Raw genomic sequence first — 15,627 nt, 5'->3', positions numbered from 1 at the left:
AGAGGATTTTATAGAGATAATTTAGAATTATATATGTTTAAGCCTTTGTAAAGCGCTCGCTTTTAATGATTTACAATGATTTACGTGGTTGTATCATTTAAAAATAGGTTTCTACATGAGAGTTATTTACTTATTTGCTTGTCTATAATTCCAAGGATTAACAAATTTGCTATCACCCCAAACGCCAATTCTTTGTTGTCGCGCTTCTGCCTCAGCTTGTTGTAATATATTCTGACTGGGACATTTATTTAAATAGGGATGATATAGTTTAGCTAACCCTTCTTTTAACAATATTTGCTGTAAAAACGTGCCATCTTTTAACCGCACTTCGGCTATTTTTCTACCGTAAGAGTCGCTATCTGTCATATTTAACTTGACACGATTGTCTGTTTGTTTAATTAGTTCCTCTATCCGTGTTTTTGCTTTCACACCCCAAGCAAACTGGTTCACATCTCTGCTAATTTTACTCCTCTTTTCTTTGTGAGAATGGGGTATTTCTGGAGCATCAACACAAGCAAACCGCACGGTCAAATTTTTACCATCTTCACTTTTTAATATCAATGTATCACCATCCTTGACCCGTTCCACCAGATCACCTGCAGCAGCAAACCAGCTATCACAGGCTAGTAAACCAAAAGTCATCATCACCGCACCCAGCCTTAACCTTTGTTTCATAACAATCAGCAGTATCAGTATTCATGGCTATAAATTCTTTGTCTATGAGCTTCATACAACATTAAAGCAGCAGTAATCCCCACATTTAAAGATTCTACCCCAGGACTAAGGGGAATTTTCACCTGAATATCTGCCAAAGCGGCCAAATCTGCTGATAATCCTGCTCCTTCATTACCCAATAATATTAAACTAGGCTTACACCAGTCCACTTGCCAATAAGTCAAATCAGCATTAGGTAATGTGGCTACTACCTGTATTCCTGCTTGCTGACTTTCCTCAACGGTAGCTTTCAAATCTTCACTGACAGTCATGTTTAAACGAAACCATTGACCAGCAGAAGCCCGTAAAACCTTGGGATGATCTAAGTCTACACTATCGGCGCTCAACCATAAACCTGATGCCCCTGCGGCTGCGGCCGTACGAATTATAGTTCCCAAATTACCGGGATCTTGGACGGTTTCCAAAGCCAGAACTAAACCTGTCGGAGAAATTTTTCTTGACTGTGCTTCTCGTGGAGCGATCGCTACTATACCATCAGGATTAACAGTTGTGGCCATTGCTGCTAAAACTTCTGGGCTGACAATTTCTGTGCGATCGCAATGGGTACAAACAGCTTTCCATAATTGAGGATGGTTCATTTCCCATTGAGGAGTACAGCATACCGCATTTAACGGATAACCAACCGCACAAGCTTCCTCTAGTAAATGAGTTCCTTCCAATAAAAATAGCTGCTGTTTATGCCTCTCCTTAGGAGAGTGTAACTTACGAACTTGCTTAACCAGGGAATTTTGTAAACTTGTTAACACAATCTTAGACTTGAGATTTCGGACTTGAGATCAGTCCCAAATTGAGATGCGGAACCCGGGACTTGAACCCGGAAGCCTTGCGGCACTAGAACCTGAATCTAGCGCGTCTGCCAATTCCGCCAGTTCCGCTGACATTCAATTTTATTCATAGACTATCATTATCGCTTAACTGTTGGTATTTGTCAAGAAAAAAATTGGCAGAATAGAAAAATTGACATACTCACCGACCTGAAGGTGCGATGATTCTTGACACTTCACTGGAACACGCCACAAGTGGTCTTATCGTCCCTCCATGTCCGTTTAAAGTCTCCCAATGCCATAAGGCGACTATGACCAAATTTTAACATAAAGCCGTCCTAAAAGCGATGCACTGAGCTTGCCGAAGTGGACGGGGCTTGTATCCCAGATTTTTGGTCATCGGAAAAAATTGTCCCTTCCCGCCAATCTCCATTTTTCCAGTTAACTTTGCCGACTGCATGATAAAATCTAACGACCTTATAGCCTTAACTTAGCGAAAAATTTTTCTAGCTTCATCAAGCTGAGGAATTATTAATGTAAAATCAAAACCAACATCAAACCTTTATAATTACGTATTTTTTTGGAGGCAGGCTTATTAATTCTTCTAGCAGCTTACCAGAGGTGAAGTCCTCATTGGCAGTGGACTCCTCAGTCTTGCAAATCTGTGGTGGATATCCTTTGGCAGGTCATGTAAAAATTAGCGGAGCAAAGAATTCCGCACTGGTAATCATGGCCGGAACTTTACTATGTTCCGGTGATTGTCGCATTCGTAACGTTCCTTTGTTAGCGGACGTAGATAGCATGAGACAAGTCTTATCAGCTTTAGGACTACGTTTAAGTAGAGAAGGTGATATTTTAGATATTGATGCTCGTGAAATTACCACATCTAAAGCCCCTTATGAACTTGTTACCCAACTACGAGCCAGCTTTTTTGCCATTGGTCCGATTTTAGCCCGGTTAGGAGTAGCACAGATGCCCTTACCAGGAGGTTGTGCCATTGGCGCTAGACCAGTAGATTTGCACGTTCGGGGACTGCAAGCCATGGGTGCAGAGGTGCAAATTGAACATGGTATTTGTCATGCTCACGTTCCTGGAAATAAGGGCAGATTAAGAGGCGCGAAAATCTACTTAGATACTCCCAGTGTCGGAGCGACAGAAACCTTAATGATGGCTGCTACCTTAGCAGACGGGGAAACTATCTTAGAAAATTCCGCCAGAGAGCCAGAAGTAGTAGATTTAGCCAACTTCTGTAACTCAATGGGTGCAAAAATTCAAGGTGCGGGAACAAGTACAATTACTATAGTTGGTGTATCTAAATTACACTCTACAGATTATACCATTATTCCTGACCGGATTGAGGCTGGAACATTTTTAATTGCTGGAGCAATTACACGCTCTGAATTGCTTCTATCCCCAGTTGCACCTGAGCATTTAATTCCCGTCATTGCCAAATTACAGGAAATAGGTGTATCAATTGTTGAAGAATGTGAGGATTGCTTACGGATTTTACCCGCTAAAACCCTGAAAGCTATCAATATTGATACCTTGCCTCATCCCGGTTTTCCCACGGATATGCAAGCGCCTTTTATGGCTTTATTAACTTTGGCGGCAGGGGATAGTATTATTAATGAATCAGTGTTTGAAAATCGCTTGCGTCATGCTTCTGAGTTGAACCGTTTGGGGGCAGATATTCGTGTCAAAGGTAACACTGCTTTTGTTCGCGGCGTGCCAATGTTATCGGGCGCACCAGTGATAGGTACGGATTTAAGAGCTTCCGCAGCCTTAGTTTTAGCAGGGTTAGCAGCATCAGGAACAACCACAGTTCAAGGACTGCAACATTTAGATCGGGGGTATGACCGACTTGATATGAAGTTGCAGCAATTAGGAGCAAAAATTATGCGTGTCAATAAAGCATATAAAGATGCAGATTTACCCAATTAAGATACTAATTCTCCAGCCTCAACTGTAGGTGAGAGAATTTTGTATTTACTAACTTAATGGCAATTGTTTTTACCTGTTAATTAAACAGCAGATTAATAACTTTCGCCATTGAGGTTTCTCAAAAGGCAATTATTTGCTACAATTATTGATTAAATAAACTGAAATAAACTTGAAAAAATTCGATATGATTGGGGTAGCAATTGTTGGTACAGGATTTGGTCAAAAAGTACACATTCCCGCATTTCAAGCACATCATAATACTAAAATTGTCGCTGTTTATCATCGAGATATTCATCAAGCTAAAACTATTGCGGAAACTCACAATATCCCCGATGCTAGTGATAATTTAGGAGAAATTCTGGCTTTACCTGCTGTTGAAGCTGTGAGTATTTCTACACCACCATTTTTACACTATGAAATGGCCAAAGAAGTCTTACAAGCTGGTAAACACCTTTTATTAGAAAAACCTGTAACTTTAAATGTCAATGAAGCCAAAGAATTATATCAGTTAGCAAAAAATCAAGGTGTAATTGCTACTGTAGATTTTGAATTTCGGTTTGTTCCCCAATGGCAATTTTTCGCTCAACTCCTAGCTGGAAATTATGTAGGGAATATTCGGTTAATTAAAATTGACTGGTTGGGTTCTTCTCGTGCTGATGTTTCTCGTCCTTGGAATTGGTATTCTAGTCAAGAAAAAGGTGGTGGTGTATTAGGTGCTTTAGGTTCTCATGCTTTTGATTATATTAACTGGTTATTCGGTGCAGTTGGGAAATTAAACGCTCATTTAATGACTGCTATTCCTGAAAGAATTAACCCCGCCACTGGTGAATTACAATTAGTTGATAGTGATGACACTTGTTTATTATCTCTAGAATTGGTTGATGGTACACCTGTCCAAGTCTGTATTAGTGCGGTTATTCATGCACCTAGAACCCATTGGATAGAAGTATATGGAGATAAGGGAACATTGGTTTTAGGTAGCAAAAATCAAAAAGACTATATTCATGGCTTTCAGGTTTGGAGTTCTCAACCGGGTGAACCTTTAAAAGAAATAGCCATTCCCCAGGAATTTCTCTTTCCTCAATATTATCATGATGGGCGGATTTGCGCTTTGTTGCGTGTTGTTGATGAATGGGTAAAAGGAATTACTAACCATGCACAAACTACACCTTCTTTGCAAGCAGGGGTTTATTCCCAATTACTCATGGATTTATCCCACCAATCCCATGATACAGGAAATTGGGTAAATGTGCCAAGTTTAGCAGAGTTTTTGAATGATGAGAAAATATGACATGAACTGGTGGAAGTATGTATTTTCAACAAAATACCACAAACAATGATCAGATATTTTGGGGATTTATGTACAAAAGAACAAAAGTAGGGATAATTCATGAAATTGCCCCTACTAGACAAAAATCAGGTTTATGGCCACTCCAGTCAGGCTAGAAGTTACATCTGAGTTGATAGTCCCTCCAAGGACTAACCAGCAGTTCGCGCCAAAAGAACTGGACAAGTAGCATTAACACGAACATAGTCAGATAAAGACGCGCCTATAAGACGATCTATATCAACAAAACTCTTAGCGATAGATGGTCGACGGTCTGGAGAACCAATTAATAATAAGTCTATATTCAACTCACTAGCCAAACGACAAATTTCTTCCCCCGGTTTACCACTGCTAGTAACACAACGTACTGCTACAGATTGCCTTTCTGCTTCAGCTAAAGCCATTCCCAATACAGAACTTCTTTCTGGTTTAAGATCAGTAATACCTGATAATTTGCCACCTAAATCTGTATTAACATTAGCTAAAATTAATTGTCCACCCACAACACCCCGGAGCAGGAACAAAGCTAAATTTAAACAATTTTTGGCAGACTCAGAATTATCCATTGCCACCATAACGCGCTTAATGTTTTTGACATAAATATCATCTTTCACAAGCAACATGGGACGGGAAGACAATTGAAAAACGTACTGACTAACGGAATTAGATAAAATTGATTGTAACCGCTTCAGTCCTCGTGAACCCATAATAATCAAATCAGCATCCATTTCATCCGCGACTTGACAAACCACATCCTTGGGATCACCTTGACGCAAAATAGAAGAAACTTGGCTGGGATCTAAGTTTAAATACTGAATAGCCTTAGCCAGAATTTTGCCACCTTCTTCCCATTTATCCGTCATGACAGCAGCAGTGCTTTGTGGAGTAACAACGTGAAGAACCGTTACCTTCGCACCTTGAAATGAAGGCATTTCTTTCAAGTTCTTGAGCATTTCTTCTGCGTGTCCCAAACCAGAGACAGCCAACAAAATTTTTTGAATCATTTTTACGTCTTTGTCGTGAGGGTTTTTGTGGTTTTTGCTGCTAGTATTGAGCCGTGGCTGCCCTACGCAAGCTATCAGAGAGTTTTTTTTCTGACGTGCTGAACAACCAAGTTAAGTATTTAGGCATAAATGAACCAATTAGCAGTAAAACTAATACCAACAAGCAAAAGAGTGATCAATATTAAGTTTCTTTACGCCTAATTACGTGAAGTTACAACTAGGTTGCCTATCATTAAGCATACAGCTAATTGTGTCTGATGAAATTAATAAAATATGATATTGGCCAGTAAGCATCTCCAAAAATTAAACAAAAATTAAACAAAAATTAAATATGTGTATTCTAGAATGAATGAACCACGAAGAGGGTAAAAACAGGAAGGAAAGAGGTCTTGGGCTACTGCTTTGATTTATTTACTCTTTATCTCAACATAAGCTGCATAAACACTTTTCACATTATACCAATTTAAGAAAATCCGCGCCACTTCTAAGGCTAGTTGTGGTTTACCCAAATCAATCAACCATTGTAAAAAGGGAGACATAGTTCTTTCATTTACAAGGCCATTTAACGAAAGAATACCCCATAATAAACGATGAAACCAAGTCATTTGAATCATCATTTTTACTTCCCAAGTGGGATGTTTTTGATAAAATAAAACTCCCATTCTGCCCCGTTGAATTTCCTGATCAATTAACTTAGGAATTTGTTGTAAACTAAATGGTGGATGCCAATGATAACCAACAGCTTCGGGACATTTAATTAGTTTTAAACCCAGATTTTTTAACCTGACACCTAATTCTAGATCTTCCCAACCATAGAGTTGAAAACTATGATCAAATAACCCAGCTTTCACTAACCAATGTTTGGGAATAGCGACATTACCCGTAGCAAAGAAAGCAGCGGAAAAATCTGTGATTTTATAAGGCTCTGCGGTGGGATTGGTAAAATTACAAGTATTAATTACAGCACCATAGGTAAAAAAGCTGTCGCTTCCTAATTTCTCTTTTCCTTGTATCAAAGCATTTGTATGAGCTTGGAGGAAATTCGGTAAAACCACTAAATCACTATCAATAAAAATAATTGTATCACCACAGGCTTTTTCTACCCCTAAATTTCGCGCAGCAGCCGGTCCTGCATGATTCTGTTCAAAGCAGCGGACATGAGAAAATTCGTCTTTATGTAATTCTAACCAATTCAAAGTACCATCATTAGAACCATCATCTACCAATACGACTTCATAACCTTCTATGTGATTCTCGTTGCTTAACTGCTGTACTTCTAAAGCGCGGAGACACTTTTCTAAAATTGGTAAGCGATTATAAGTGGGAATAACAATACTCAAAAACACAGTTTTACCTAAAATACTATTGCTTGTATTGAGAATCAGACAAATATAGCAAAGTTACCGTTGCACAAAAAAAATATACGCTAGGTAAGTCAGATATAATAATGACTCATTCTTTGTTTTCCTGAGTGGAGAAATTCATGGGTCGCGCCAAAAAAGTTATTTTAGCATATTCTGGTGGAGTTGATACTTCCGTTTGTATTCCCTACTTAAAGCAAGAGTGGGGAGTAGAAGAGATAATTACCCTAGCAGCAGATTTAGGCCAGGGAGATGAATTAGAACCAGTTCGAGAAAAAGCCCTGAAATCAGGTGCAAGTGAGTCTTTAGTAGCGGATGTTAAGGATATCTTTGTTAAAGATTACGCATTTCCGTCAATTCAAGCTAACGCCCTCTATGAAAACCGCTATCCTTTAGGAACAGCCCTGGCTCGTCCTTTGATTGCTAAGATATTGGTAGAAGCGGCTGCTAAATATGGCGCAGATGCGATCGCTCACGGTTGTACGGGCAAAGGCAACGACCAAGTACGTTTTGACGTTTCCTGTGCAGCCCTCAACCCTAACTTGAAGATATTAGCACCAGCCAGGGAATGGGGTATGAGTCGAGAGCAAACCATTGCTTATGGTGAGAAGTTTGGTATTCCCGCACCAGTGAAAAAATCCTCTCCCTTCAGTATAGATAAAAACTTACTTGGTCGCAGTATTGAAGCTGGTACATTAGAAGACCCAGCAAACGAACCACCGGAAGAAATCTACGAAATGACCAAAGCCATAGCTGATACTCCCAACGAGCCGGAATATCTAGAAATTGGCTTCCAAAAAGGACTTCCTACCACCATTAACGGGACAGCGAAAAACCCGGTTGAGCTAATTGAACAACTCAATAAAATCGTGGGAAATCATGGTATTGGTCGCATTGACATGATTGAAAACCGCTTAGTCGGGATTAAATCACGGGAAATTTACGAATCACCAGCAATGGTAGTTTTAATTAATGCTCACCGTGACTTAGAAAGTCTCACTTTAACAGCAGATGTCACCCAATACAAGCGAGGCATAGAAGAAACCTACACTAAACTAGTATATAACGGACTTTGGTATAGTCCTCTCAAAGCTGCTTTAGATGCTTTTATTCAACAAACACAAGAAAGAGTTTCTGGTGTAGTGCGGTTAAAGCTATTTAAAGGTAATGCCATAATTGTGGGGCGTTGGAGCGATAATACACTATATACCCCTGATTTAGCAACTTATGGCGCTGAAGATCAATTTGATCACAAAGCTGCGGAAGGTTTTATTTACGTTTGGGGTTTACCTACCCGCATTTGGGCGCAAGGTAATAAGTAGTAACATATAGTGTGTAGGGTGTAGGGAATAATTAACTATTTTACTCATCACCAATTTAGTATAGTCAAGCAGGTAAAATACCTGCTTAACCTGACCATTAATCCTTTACTCTTCCGTTTGCTGCTTCACTTCGCGGGACTCCAACCAAATTGGGACAATAATCACAGCAATTAGGATAAGTAACGCCAAAATTGCAAATTTACTTACCCAGGCCACCAATTGTTCTAGAGAAATAATTCTCCCCGCAAAAAAAGCTAAAGTCACCATGACACCACCCCACGCAGTCGCCCCAGCTACATTATAAATGAGGAATTTACCAAAGGGCATTTCTGCTATACCTGCCAGTGGTGAAGCAAAAATTCGCAATAAGGCAAAAAATCGCCCAAAAAATACAGCTTTAGCCGCGTTTTCCGTAAATTGCTCCTTAATACTCAACAGTCGTACCTCTGAAATGCGGAAAATCTTCCCAGCTTGTAGCAGAAAAGGCCAACCACCCACTCTACCTATCCAATAGCCGCAATTACCACCAATTACAGCCCCTCCAACCGCATTACCAAGAACCAGCCAATAATTTAATTCATTGCTACCAGCCAAAAAACCACCAACAATGGTTACGGTTTCCCCAGGGAGAGGAATACCCAAATTTTCTAGCAATATTCCCAAAAAAATCGCTAAATAACCATAATTATGAGCAATTTCTTGGATGTTTTCTAGTGAAATTAGCTCAAAAGACATCCGCTACCACCGAGTTTACAAATTTTTACCAATACCATATCTTTGCTTGTTTTTGGTGAGAGTGTCAAACTATTTAAATCAAATTATTTAAATAATGATAAGTTTGTTACCGAAATTAGGAAAAAATTATGCTTATACTAGAAAAACATATCAACAAATTATACAATATAAATACTGAGGAAATTTTCTCGACCGCGTTGCTGTTAATGCACATAAATTTGCGAAAATGGTCATTTTGCGGTTGAATTATAAACAGTATTAATGTCAGTCTTCTCTCTCATAGTCTTTCAAATACTCGGTTAAATTTATGACTCTTACACAAGAACGCCAAGTGATTTTGTTCAAACCCCAAGGTAGTATAGACCTAGACAGTGGTATGAACTTGAGTGAACAGATGGACCAAATTAAACCTCAAGTCCATCAACTTTGGGTTATAGATTTAGCAGATGTAGATTTTATGGATAGTTCTGGATTAGTTCCCCTTGTCAAAGGTCTGACCACGGCGCGTCAAAGTGGTTGTCGGTTAGTTCTTTGCAATGTCAAAGCCCCTGTGAAGTTGATTTTGGAACTTACCCAACTTGATTCAGTATTTGAAATTTTCCCAAGTTATGAAGATATTTTTACTCCTGTTGAAGATCAGCAGCTATTATTAGCCAGCTAATTTTTAGGATTTCCCTCATCAATACTTATAAACCGCAGTATCCAAAATTATAAATACTGCGGCATAAAAGTTTTGACGAGGAAAATACAGGCACAAATTTTAGGTGTTTTGAGGAGCAGATATATTATCTGTTACAATTTATAAACGAGGAAAAGTAGGTAAATCAATACCACCATGATTTGTGTGGCGGTTTTTCAGTGCTAAACGATAACTCACACTTTGCAATTCGGCTTGTAATTGGCGATTTTCCTTTTGTAATATGACTACCTGATCCCGCACTGGTTTTATGCGTTCCTCAAACTTACGGCGGTAAATTTGGGGTAATTCCTCTATTACCTGCTCTAACATTTTACTTTGATCAGTTAGCTTTTGCACTGACTGTCGTAGTTGATAAATTTCGGTATCACGAGTCCTAATTTCCTCTTCGTAGCATCTCACCTGCTCTTCCACAGATTGCAGTTGATCTCTTAGCACCTGCAATTGACTCAAGTCTATTCCTGGTTCGGATTGTGGTGGTGTAAAATTAATGTTACCCTTAACTAGCCCCAATAGTTCTTGAGATAACTGCTCTACTAATTGATCTCGCAGTTGTAACTCTTCCCGCAACCGGGATATTTCGGTAGACAGTTCTGGAATGTTTGGTATATCAGATTGGCTCACAGTCACTTATACCTCTTATGTATAACTGTGATATTAACATTCACGTTGTCTAAAAAGACCCTTCTTTTCCAGTTTACTGAAACTACCAAAATATATCTATCTTTTCACCCCATCACCTACTGAATAGGTAGGTGAACGGCTGATACTTTTCACCTAAAAAATGTTGTTATTAGGCTGCTGCTTCTGCTTCTACTTTCTGCTTGGGAACTTCTTGTTTAACTGTCATATAGCGAATTACTTCTTCGCTTAATCTCATAGCGCGTTCCATAATAGCGATCGCAGTTCCAGGTCCTGTATAATTCATTTGCACATAAACGCCATCACGATGCTTTTTAATTTCATAAGCCAGACGACGTTTACCACGGTTTTGAATTTCAATATTCTCAGCACCGTTTTCCCGAATCAAGTTTTCATATTTGGCAATTTGTTGTACTATTTGCTCATCTCCCAAATCAGGACGCAGAATGTACATCGTTTCGTAAACTGTGGTCATATTCGTTAATTCACCTTTTGGACAAAATGGCTGAAGAAGTGTTAATTCATACAAATATTGCTGTTAGCGATACTTTTATTGATCAACGTCTCAAACAACAAGGAATTTTGACAATTTTTTAGCTATTCCATGTTAGCACAATTTTCCCCAGTATTCCTTTCCTGCTAAACTTTATTTTTGGAGTAAATTTAGGAGGTTTTCCGTATTTATCTTATAATATAACCAGTTTTCAATGACAATCATTAGTCAAATCCTGGTTTAATAAAGCATATTTAAGGATATTTATTCAGGTTATGGCGCAGCGATATGTGCGAGTTCAAAGTCAAGAAGGTAAAATTTATTATGGGTTGCTCCAGTTATCCCAGAACGTAGAAGTCCTAGACGCTCCACCCTGGTTGCATGGTAAACCTATGGATTTAACCCTAGAGGCCAATTGTTATACAATTCTAGCTCCCTGCGCGCCAACAAAAATTGTCGCCGTGGGCAGGAATTATGTTGATCACGCAGCGGAAATGGGAACATCAGTACCCGCTGAACCGCTTATATTTTTGAAACCGCCTACATCTGTAATTGCGTCAGATAGAGAAATTAAATATCCCCACCAATCTCAAAGGGTGGATTATGAAGGAGAATTGGCCCTTGTGATTGGCGATCGCACAACTAATTGTACCCCAGACCAAGCCCAAAGTAAAATCTGGGGTTACACCATTGCCAATGATGTCACAGCCAGGGATTTACAACAAAAAGACCACCAATGGACAAGAGCTAAAGGTTTTGATACTTTTTGTCCTCTAGGTCCTTGGATTGTCCGAGAATTAAACCCAGGAGCTAAATTACAGACTTTTTTGAATGATCATCCCCATCCCGTCCAATCTGCTTGTATTGATCAAATGGTATTTTCCCCAGATTTTTTGGTGTCTTATATCAGTCAAGTGATGACTTTATTACCTGGTGATATAGTATTAACTGGTACGCCTATGGGAGTAGGGTCTTTGCAAATAGGCGATCGCATCTGTATAGAAATAGAAGGTATTGGTCGCCTAGAAAACACAGTTATCCGCAGTTAATCTTTAGCGTACCTGCATATAAACAGCATCGGAAATCGCCGGAATTTCCGCATACTTGCCCATTAATGACTGAGCAACGGAATAAACAACCGCTGCTACTATTCCCATAAAAATGGTTGTATAGAGTGTTTGCATAGCAAATCCACTACCAGGAACTAATTTGACAATATCAGTCAAAATGTCACATAAAAAGATCACAATATCTAAAATAATAGCTTGCATGGTATTGAAACGAATAAAATGACTAAGTTTCTCGTTTCTCACCACTAAAAGCCACAAGGCAAAGAAAATAATGATTTCTGCATAGCGAACACCATAGTAAATTCTTAACAGAGGTAAAAGCGGTAAAAATATCCGTTCCAGCAGTGGAAAATCACTCAGAAAGAACTGACCGAAGGCAAACACCTCAATTAAAGGCAATAAATAAGGTAAACAAGCGAAAATTCGATCAGGGAAAGTTGTAGACCCGCGCCAAGACATTTTATATTCTCCTATGAATAAATTTCAACAGCTATTGAGCTTAGGATAACGCAGATGCTTGATCTTGATAACAATCCAATCATTCTATATTGGCAACCCGAAAACCCATCATACACTCATATTGATCTGGCTGTTGTTGGGTAAAATTATTAATTGCTTGACCACAGCGCAGTTTTCCCCCACTCCAGCGAGGTTGTCCCTTACCATTTGCCAATAAACAAGACTGACAAACTGTTTCTGGGCTAAGGATTTGATTATCGGTGAAAATAACTAACATCTAAATCCCTTTTTGTTATAATTAGGAAAAATTTATATGAATGATTTAGGAAATGATTGAGGAAAAAATTCTGGCAACCTGAGAAGGCTGCTAAATGTACTTGATTTGATTGTATCTTAGATGTGTGAAATTTATGTTAAATTGAGTACCAAAAAATACATAAATTTAGATCACCACATTTACTAAAATCAATAATTCCTATATGATCACATTTCTAGTTCTCTAAATATTTTCAGCCTAAATTCTGATTATAGACAGGTTGCCCAGTAACTTTGCTGTACTGCATTTAATTTGTATGATTCTAGTGGGCAAGATGCCCGCACCACAACATCTAGCCAGATAAGGATGATCAAATTTAGAGGCGTAACAGCTTAGGTTTAACCGTGATTTCGATTTTCGTCAAATTCCATAACAAATTCCCTAAGGATAATCAAAGTGACCAAAACTAACTCAGACCTCTTAAAAAACTCCGACCCTATCATTAACGAACTAATTAATCAAGAACTACAGCGACAACGTGATCACTTAGAATTAATTGCCAGTGAAAACTTTACCTCCCCTGCCGTATTAGCCGCCCAAGGTTCAGTATTAACCAATAAATACGCAGAAGGACTACCAGGTAAACGTTATTATGGTGGTTGTGAATTTGTTGACAAAATTGAACAAATAGCCATTGACCGAGCCAAACTGTTATTTGGTGCTGCCCATGCCAATGTTCAACCTCATTCTGGGGCGCAAGCTAATTTTGCTGTTTTCCTGACATTGTTAAAACCGGGAGACACAATTATGGGTATGGACTTGTCTCACGGGGGACATCTTACCCACGGTTCACCCGTGAATGTTTCTGGTAAATGGTTTGAAGTTCGTCATTATGGCGTAAGTAAAGAAACCGAACAATTAGACTATGATCAAATTCGGGATTTAGCTATTAAAGAACGGCCTAAACTGTTAATTTGTGGTTATTCAGCCTATCCCCGGATTATTGACTTTGCAAAATTCCGCAGTATTGCTGATGAAGTTGGCGCTTATTTACTCGCTGATATTGCTCATATTGCGGGTTTAGTCGCTACAGGCCATCATCCTAACCCCCTACCTTATTGTGATGTCGTCACCACCACAACCCATAAAACCTTACGTGGACCCCGTGGCGGCTTGATTTTGACTCGTGATCCAGAATTGGGAGAAAAGCTGGATAAATCAGTTTTCCCAGGAACTCAAGGGGGACCTTTAGAACACGTCATTGCTGGTAAAGCCGTAGCATTTGGTGAAGCTCTTAAACCTGAGTTTACACAATATTCTGCCCAAGTAGTTGAAAACGCCCGCGCTTTAGCTACCCAACTGCAAAACAGAGGCTTTAAGTTAGTATCTGATGGCACAGATAATCATTTAATGTTAGTAGATTTACGTTGTATTGACATGACTGGTAAAAAAGGAGATCAGCTAGTCAGCAGCGTGAATATCACCGCCAACAAGAATACAGTTCCCTTTGATACTAAATCACCTTTTGTTACCAGTGGTTTAAGATTAGGTTCTCCCGCCATGACTACCAGGGGTTTAGGTGTGGCAGAATTTACCGAAATTGGTAATATTATTGCAGATCGGTTACTTTCTCCAGATTCAGAAATAGTAACTGCGGATTGTTTAAGACGAGTCGCGGCCTTGTGCGATCGCTTTCCATTATATCCTCACATAGAAATTCCTGTACCAGTTTCTGTGAGTAGATAATGAGTATTCCCAGTCTGAGACTGGGAACGAAATTTTCAAAGGGCGGTTGAGGGAAGTTGAAACTAATTGAAACTAATTGAAACTAATTTATGGCTAGGTCACCCAAGCCATTAGGTTCTGACCCACCCTACCCAATGTAACTGGCAATTTACTGACGTTAACCGTTAACTAGTTAATTGCCTTCACGGCTTCCAGTTTGGATGTAAAGCATGATTAAAAAAACAGCAGGTACTAGTACGAACAAAATGCTCGCTATGAAACCCAAATCATTAACTTGCATAGGAAAATAGCCTTTTGTGTAATTTTTCTATTCAACTACTCTACAATAGCATCACAGATGACAAAGTGAAGCCAATTTTCTTAAACTCAAATAGACAACCGGGGACTAGAATCTCCAGCTAAACAACTAAAATCCGCAGACCTGGAACAAATAAAAATTAAAACCCACATAAGTGGGCTGTTTTTATATATAAACGTTTGCTAACTACCGATTTAACTTAGGGTTTGGTGATGACGCTAACAGGTCCATTAACTAGCGTTTGACAAGCTAGACGATAATTATCAGGCTTATTTTTGAATTTGCGGTTTTCTAAATCTGTGCGGGGAGAAAGGTTTTCTAGTCCTTCGGTAATTTGGACAACACAAGTAGTACATTGTCCCGCACCACCGCAATTAGTGATTTTACTGAGAAATGTATAAATATCAATCCCATTTTCTACGGCTTTGAGTCGGAGATTAGCGCCGTTTGCGGCCACTATTTCTTTATTCTCTTTGACAAATTTGATGTTTCCCATAGTGTATTCCTGGTGATTTAGTATGCGACTGGATTAATTATATTGATTTATTGCAAAATATTAAGAAATATTAATTTCATGCAAAAAAACAAAAAAATAGGACAGGTGTGCATTACCTGTCCAGAAAATTGCAGATGGGTAAGTTATCTGAAACCGACTGCTGCTTGCCAAACAAATGCAAGTAACAAGAAGAAAACGGGAATAACAGGTAAAACATCTACCAAGGGGTCGAAGATTTGGTAAGCTTCAGGCAGTTTTGCTAGTAATAGTGCTGCTTCCAT

The 15,627-nt window shown here is 39.1% G+C and carries 18 protein-coding genes and 1 tRNA gene; 6 read left to right on the top strand and 13 right to left on the bottom strand.

Annotated elements, in window-relative coordinates; genetic code table 11:
- Positions 1 to 126: 126 nt before the first annotated feature.
- From FFO06_RS03880 to FFO06_RS03870, 3 genes are all read right to left on the bottom strand, one after another.
- On the bottom strand, positions 127 to 675 hold the full coding sequence (locus FFO06_RS03880; protein WP_137906839.1) for a thermonuclease family protein: 549 nt from the start codon (positions 673 to 675) through the stop codon (positions 127 to 129).
- A 14-nt stretch (positions 676 to 689) separates the two neighbouring features.
- Positions 690 to 1,481, bottom strand: a complete 792-nt coding sequence (locus FFO06_RS03875; protein ID WP_137906838.1) for a TrmH family RNA methyltransferase — start codon at positions 1,479 to 1,481, stop codon at positions 690 to 692.
- Between the two features lie 47 nt (positions 1,482 to 1,528).
- Positions 1,529 to 1,610: transfer RNA gene (locus FFO06_RS03870), tRNA-Leu, on the bottom strand.
- 483 nt (positions 1,611 to 2,093) lie between these two features.
- Between FFO06_RS03870 and murA the strand changes: the two genes are divergently transcribed.
- Both murA and FFO06_RS03860 read left to right on the top strand, forming a co-directional pair.
- On the top strand, positions 2,094 to 3,440 hold the full coding sequence (gene murA, locus FFO06_RS03865) for a UDP-N-acetylglucosamine 1-carboxyvinyltransferase (protein WP_201275417.1): 1,347 nt from the start codon (positions 2,094 to 2,096) through the stop codon (positions 3,438 to 3,440).
- A 184-nt stretch (positions 3,441 to 3,624) separates the two neighbouring features.
- On the top strand, positions 3,625 to 4,731 hold the full coding sequence (locus FFO06_RS03860) for a Gfo/Idh/MocA family protein (RefSeq protein WP_137906912.1): 1,107 nt from the start codon (positions 3,625 to 3,627) through the stop codon (positions 4,729 to 4,731).
- Between the two features lie 188 nt (positions 4,732 to 4,919).
- On the opposite strand, the gene FFO06_RS03855 is transcribed toward FFO06_RS03860, so the two are convergent.
- Together FFO06_RS03855 and FFO06_RS03850 are read right to left on the bottom strand one after the other, a co-directional pair.
- Entirely contained in the window at positions 4,920 to 5,771 is an 852-nt protein-coding gene (locus FFO06_RS03855) for a universal stress protein (protein ID WP_137906836.1), read from the bottom strand.
- 407 nt (positions 5,772 to 6,178) lie between these two features.
- Positions 6,179 to 7,117, bottom strand: coding sequence for a glycosyltransferase family 2 protein (locus tag FFO06_RS03850; RefSeq protein WP_190372696.1), 939 nt, complete (start codon positions 7,115 to 7,117; stop codon positions 6,179 to 6,181).
- 137 nt (positions 7,118 to 7,254) lie between these two features.
- Here FFO06_RS03850 and FFO06_RS03845 point away from each other — a divergent pair, with 137 nt between their 5' ends.
- On the top strand, positions 7,255 to 8,454 hold the full coding sequence (locus tag FFO06_RS03845) for an argininosuccinate synthase (protein WP_137906834.1): 1,200 nt from the start codon (positions 7,255 to 7,257) through the stop codon (positions 8,452 to 8,454).
- Between the two features lie 105 nt (positions 8,455 to 8,559).
- Here FFO06_RS03845 and FFO06_RS03840 read toward each other — a convergent pair whose 3' ends face one another.
- The gene (locus FFO06_RS03840; protein WP_137906833.1) at positions 8,560 to 9,189 is read right to left on the bottom strand and encodes a DedA family protein; all 630 of its coding nucleotides are present in this window, start codon (positions 9,187 to 9,189) and stop codon (positions 8,560 to 8,562) included.
- Between the two features lie 307 nt (positions 9,190 to 9,496).
- Between FFO06_RS03840 and FFO06_RS03835 the strand changes: the two genes are divergently transcribed.
- Positions 9,497 to 9,850 (top strand): STAS domain-containing protein, encoded by a 354-nt coding sequence (locus FFO06_RS03835; protein ID WP_137906832.1) that lies wholly within the window; start codon positions 9,497 to 9,499, stop codon positions 9,848 to 9,850.
- Between the two features lie 138 nt (positions 9,851 to 9,988).
- Here FFO06_RS03835 and FFO06_RS03830 read toward each other — a convergent pair whose 3' ends face one another.
- Complete coding sequence (locus tag FFO06_RS03830; protein WP_137906911.1) at positions 9,989 to 10,510, bottom strand: Npun_F5560 family protein; 522 nt, start codon at positions 10,508 to 10,510, stop codon at positions 9,989 to 9,991.
- 169 nt (positions 10,511 to 10,679) lie between these two features.
- Positions 10,680 to 11,003, bottom strand: a complete 324-nt coding sequence (rpsF, locus tag FFO06_RS03825) for a 30S ribosomal protein S6 (protein WP_137906831.1) — start codon at positions 11,001 to 11,003, stop codon at positions 10,680 to 10,682.
- A gap of 293 nt (positions 11,004 to 11,296) precedes the next feature.
- Here rpsF and FFO06_RS03820 point away from each other — a divergent pair, with 293 nt between their 5' ends.
- Positions 11,297 to 12,070 (top strand): fumarylacetoacetate hydrolase family protein, encoded by a 774-nt coding sequence (locus FFO06_RS03820; RefSeq protein WP_137906830.1) that lies wholly within the window; start codon positions 11,297 to 11,299, stop codon positions 12,068 to 12,070.
- A 3-nt stretch (positions 12,071 to 12,073) separates the two neighbouring features.
- On the opposite strand, the gene FFO06_RS03815 is transcribed toward FFO06_RS03820, so the two are convergent.
- The gene (locus tag FFO06_RS03815; protein ID WP_137906829.1) at positions 12,074 to 12,550 is read right to left on the bottom strand and encodes a Tic20 family protein; all 477 of its coding nucleotides are present in this window, start codon (positions 12,548 to 12,550) and stop codon (positions 12,074 to 12,076) included.
- 79 nt (positions 12,551 to 12,629) lie between these two features.
- Positions 12,630 to 12,827 carry a hypothetical protein gene (locus FFO06_RS03810; RefSeq protein ID WP_137906828.1) on the bottom strand — a complete coding sequence of 66 codons (198 nt, stop codon included), beginning with the start codon at positions 12,825 to 12,827 and terminating at the stop codon, positions 12,630 to 12,632.
- A gap of 435 nt (positions 12,828 to 13,262) precedes the next feature.
- Here FFO06_RS03810 and glyA point away from each other — a divergent pair, with 435 nt between their 5' ends.
- Positions 13,263 to 14,552 carry a serine hydroxymethyltransferase gene (glyA, locus tag FFO06_RS03805; protein ID WP_137906827.1) on the top strand — a complete coding sequence of 430 codons (1,290 nt, stop codon included), beginning with the start codon at positions 13,263 to 13,265 and terminating at the stop codon, positions 14,550 to 14,552.
- 172 nt (positions 14,553 to 14,724) lie between these two features.
- On the opposite strand, the gene psbM is transcribed toward glyA, so the two are convergent.
- The 3 genes from psbM to FFO06_RS03790 all read right to left on the bottom strand — a co-directional run bounded on the left by psbM (position 14,725) and on the right by FFO06_RS03790 (position 15,627).
- On the bottom strand, positions 14,725 to 14,832 hold the full coding sequence (gene psbM / locus FFO06_RS03800; RefSeq protein WP_071604776.1) for a photosystem II reaction center protein PsbM: 108 nt from the start codon (positions 14,830 to 14,832) through the stop codon (positions 14,725 to 14,727).
- Positions 14,833 to 15,049: 217 nt separating this feature from the next.
- Positions 15,050 to 15,346, bottom strand: a complete 297-nt coding sequence (locus tag FFO06_RS03795) for a 2Fe-2S iron-sulfur cluster-binding protein (protein WP_028082439.1) — start codon at positions 15,344 to 15,346, stop codon at positions 15,050 to 15,052.
- Positions 15,347 to 15,489: 143 nt separating this feature from the next.
- On the bottom strand, positions 15,490 to 15,627 hold the full coding sequence (locus FFO06_RS03790) for a photosystem II reaction center protein K (RefSeq protein ID WP_006195022.1): 138 nt from the start codon (positions 15,625 to 15,627) through the stop codon (positions 15,490 to 15,492).

The organism is Dolichospermum planctonicum, from assembly GCF_005402965.1.
GTDB lineage: Bacteria > Cyanobacteriota > Cyanobacteriia > Cyanobacteriales > Nostocaceae > Dolichospermum > Dolichospermum planctonicum.
This window is presented reverse-complemented; position numbering and strand designations above follow the sequence as displayed.

Coding starts and splice junctions, on each gene's coding strand:
- FFO06_RS03845 (WP_137906834.1), top strand. CDS start 7,255: ATGGGTCGCGCCAAAAAAGTTATTTTAGCATATTCTGGTGGAGTTGAT.
- FFO06_RS03880 (WP_137906839.1), bottom strand. CDS start 675: ATGAAACAAAGGTTAAGGCTGGGTGCGGTGATGATGACTTTTGGTTTA.
- FFO06_RS03860 (WP_137906912.1), top strand. CDS start 3,625: ATGATTGGGGTAGCAATTGTTGGTACAGGATTTGGTCAAAAAGTACAC.
- FFO06_RS03820 (WP_137906830.1), top strand. CDS start 11,297: ATGGCGCAGCGATATGTGCGAGTTCAAAGTCAAGAAGGTAAAATTTAT.
- FFO06_RS03855 (WP_137906836.1), bottom strand. CDS start 5,771: ATGATTCAAAAAATTTTGTTGGCTGTCTCTGGTTTGGGACACGCAGAA.
- FFO06_RS03815 (WP_137906829.1), bottom strand. CDS start 12,550: ATGTCTTGGCGCGGGTCTACAACTTTCCCTGATCGAATTTTCGCTTGT.
- psbM (WP_071604776.1), bottom strand. CDS start 14,832: ATGCAAGTTAATGATTTGGGTTTCATAGCGAGCATTTTGTTCGTACTA.
- FFO06_RS03840 (WP_137906833.1), bottom strand. CDS start 9,189: ATGTCTTTTGAGCTAATTTCACTAGAAAACATCCAAGAAATTGCTCAT.
- rpsF (WP_137906831.1), bottom strand. CDS start 11,003: ATGACCACAGTTTACGAAACGATGTACATTCTGCGTCCTGATTTGGGA.
- FFO06_RS03795 (WP_028082439.1), bottom strand. CDS start 15,346: ATGGGAAACATCAAATTTGTCAAAGAGAATAAAGAAATAGTGGCCGCA.
- FFO06_RS03790 (WP_006195022.1), bottom strand. CDS start 15,627: ATGGAAGCAGCACTATTACTAGCAAAACTGCCTGAAGCTTACCAAATC.
- FFO06_RS03810 (WP_137906828.1), bottom strand. CDS start 12,827: ATGTTAGTTATTTTCACCGATAATCAAATCCTTAGCCCAGAAACAGTT.
- FFO06_RS03835 (WP_137906832.1), top strand. CDS start 9,497: ATGACTCTTACACAAGAACGCCAAGTGATTTTGTTCAAACCCCAAGGT.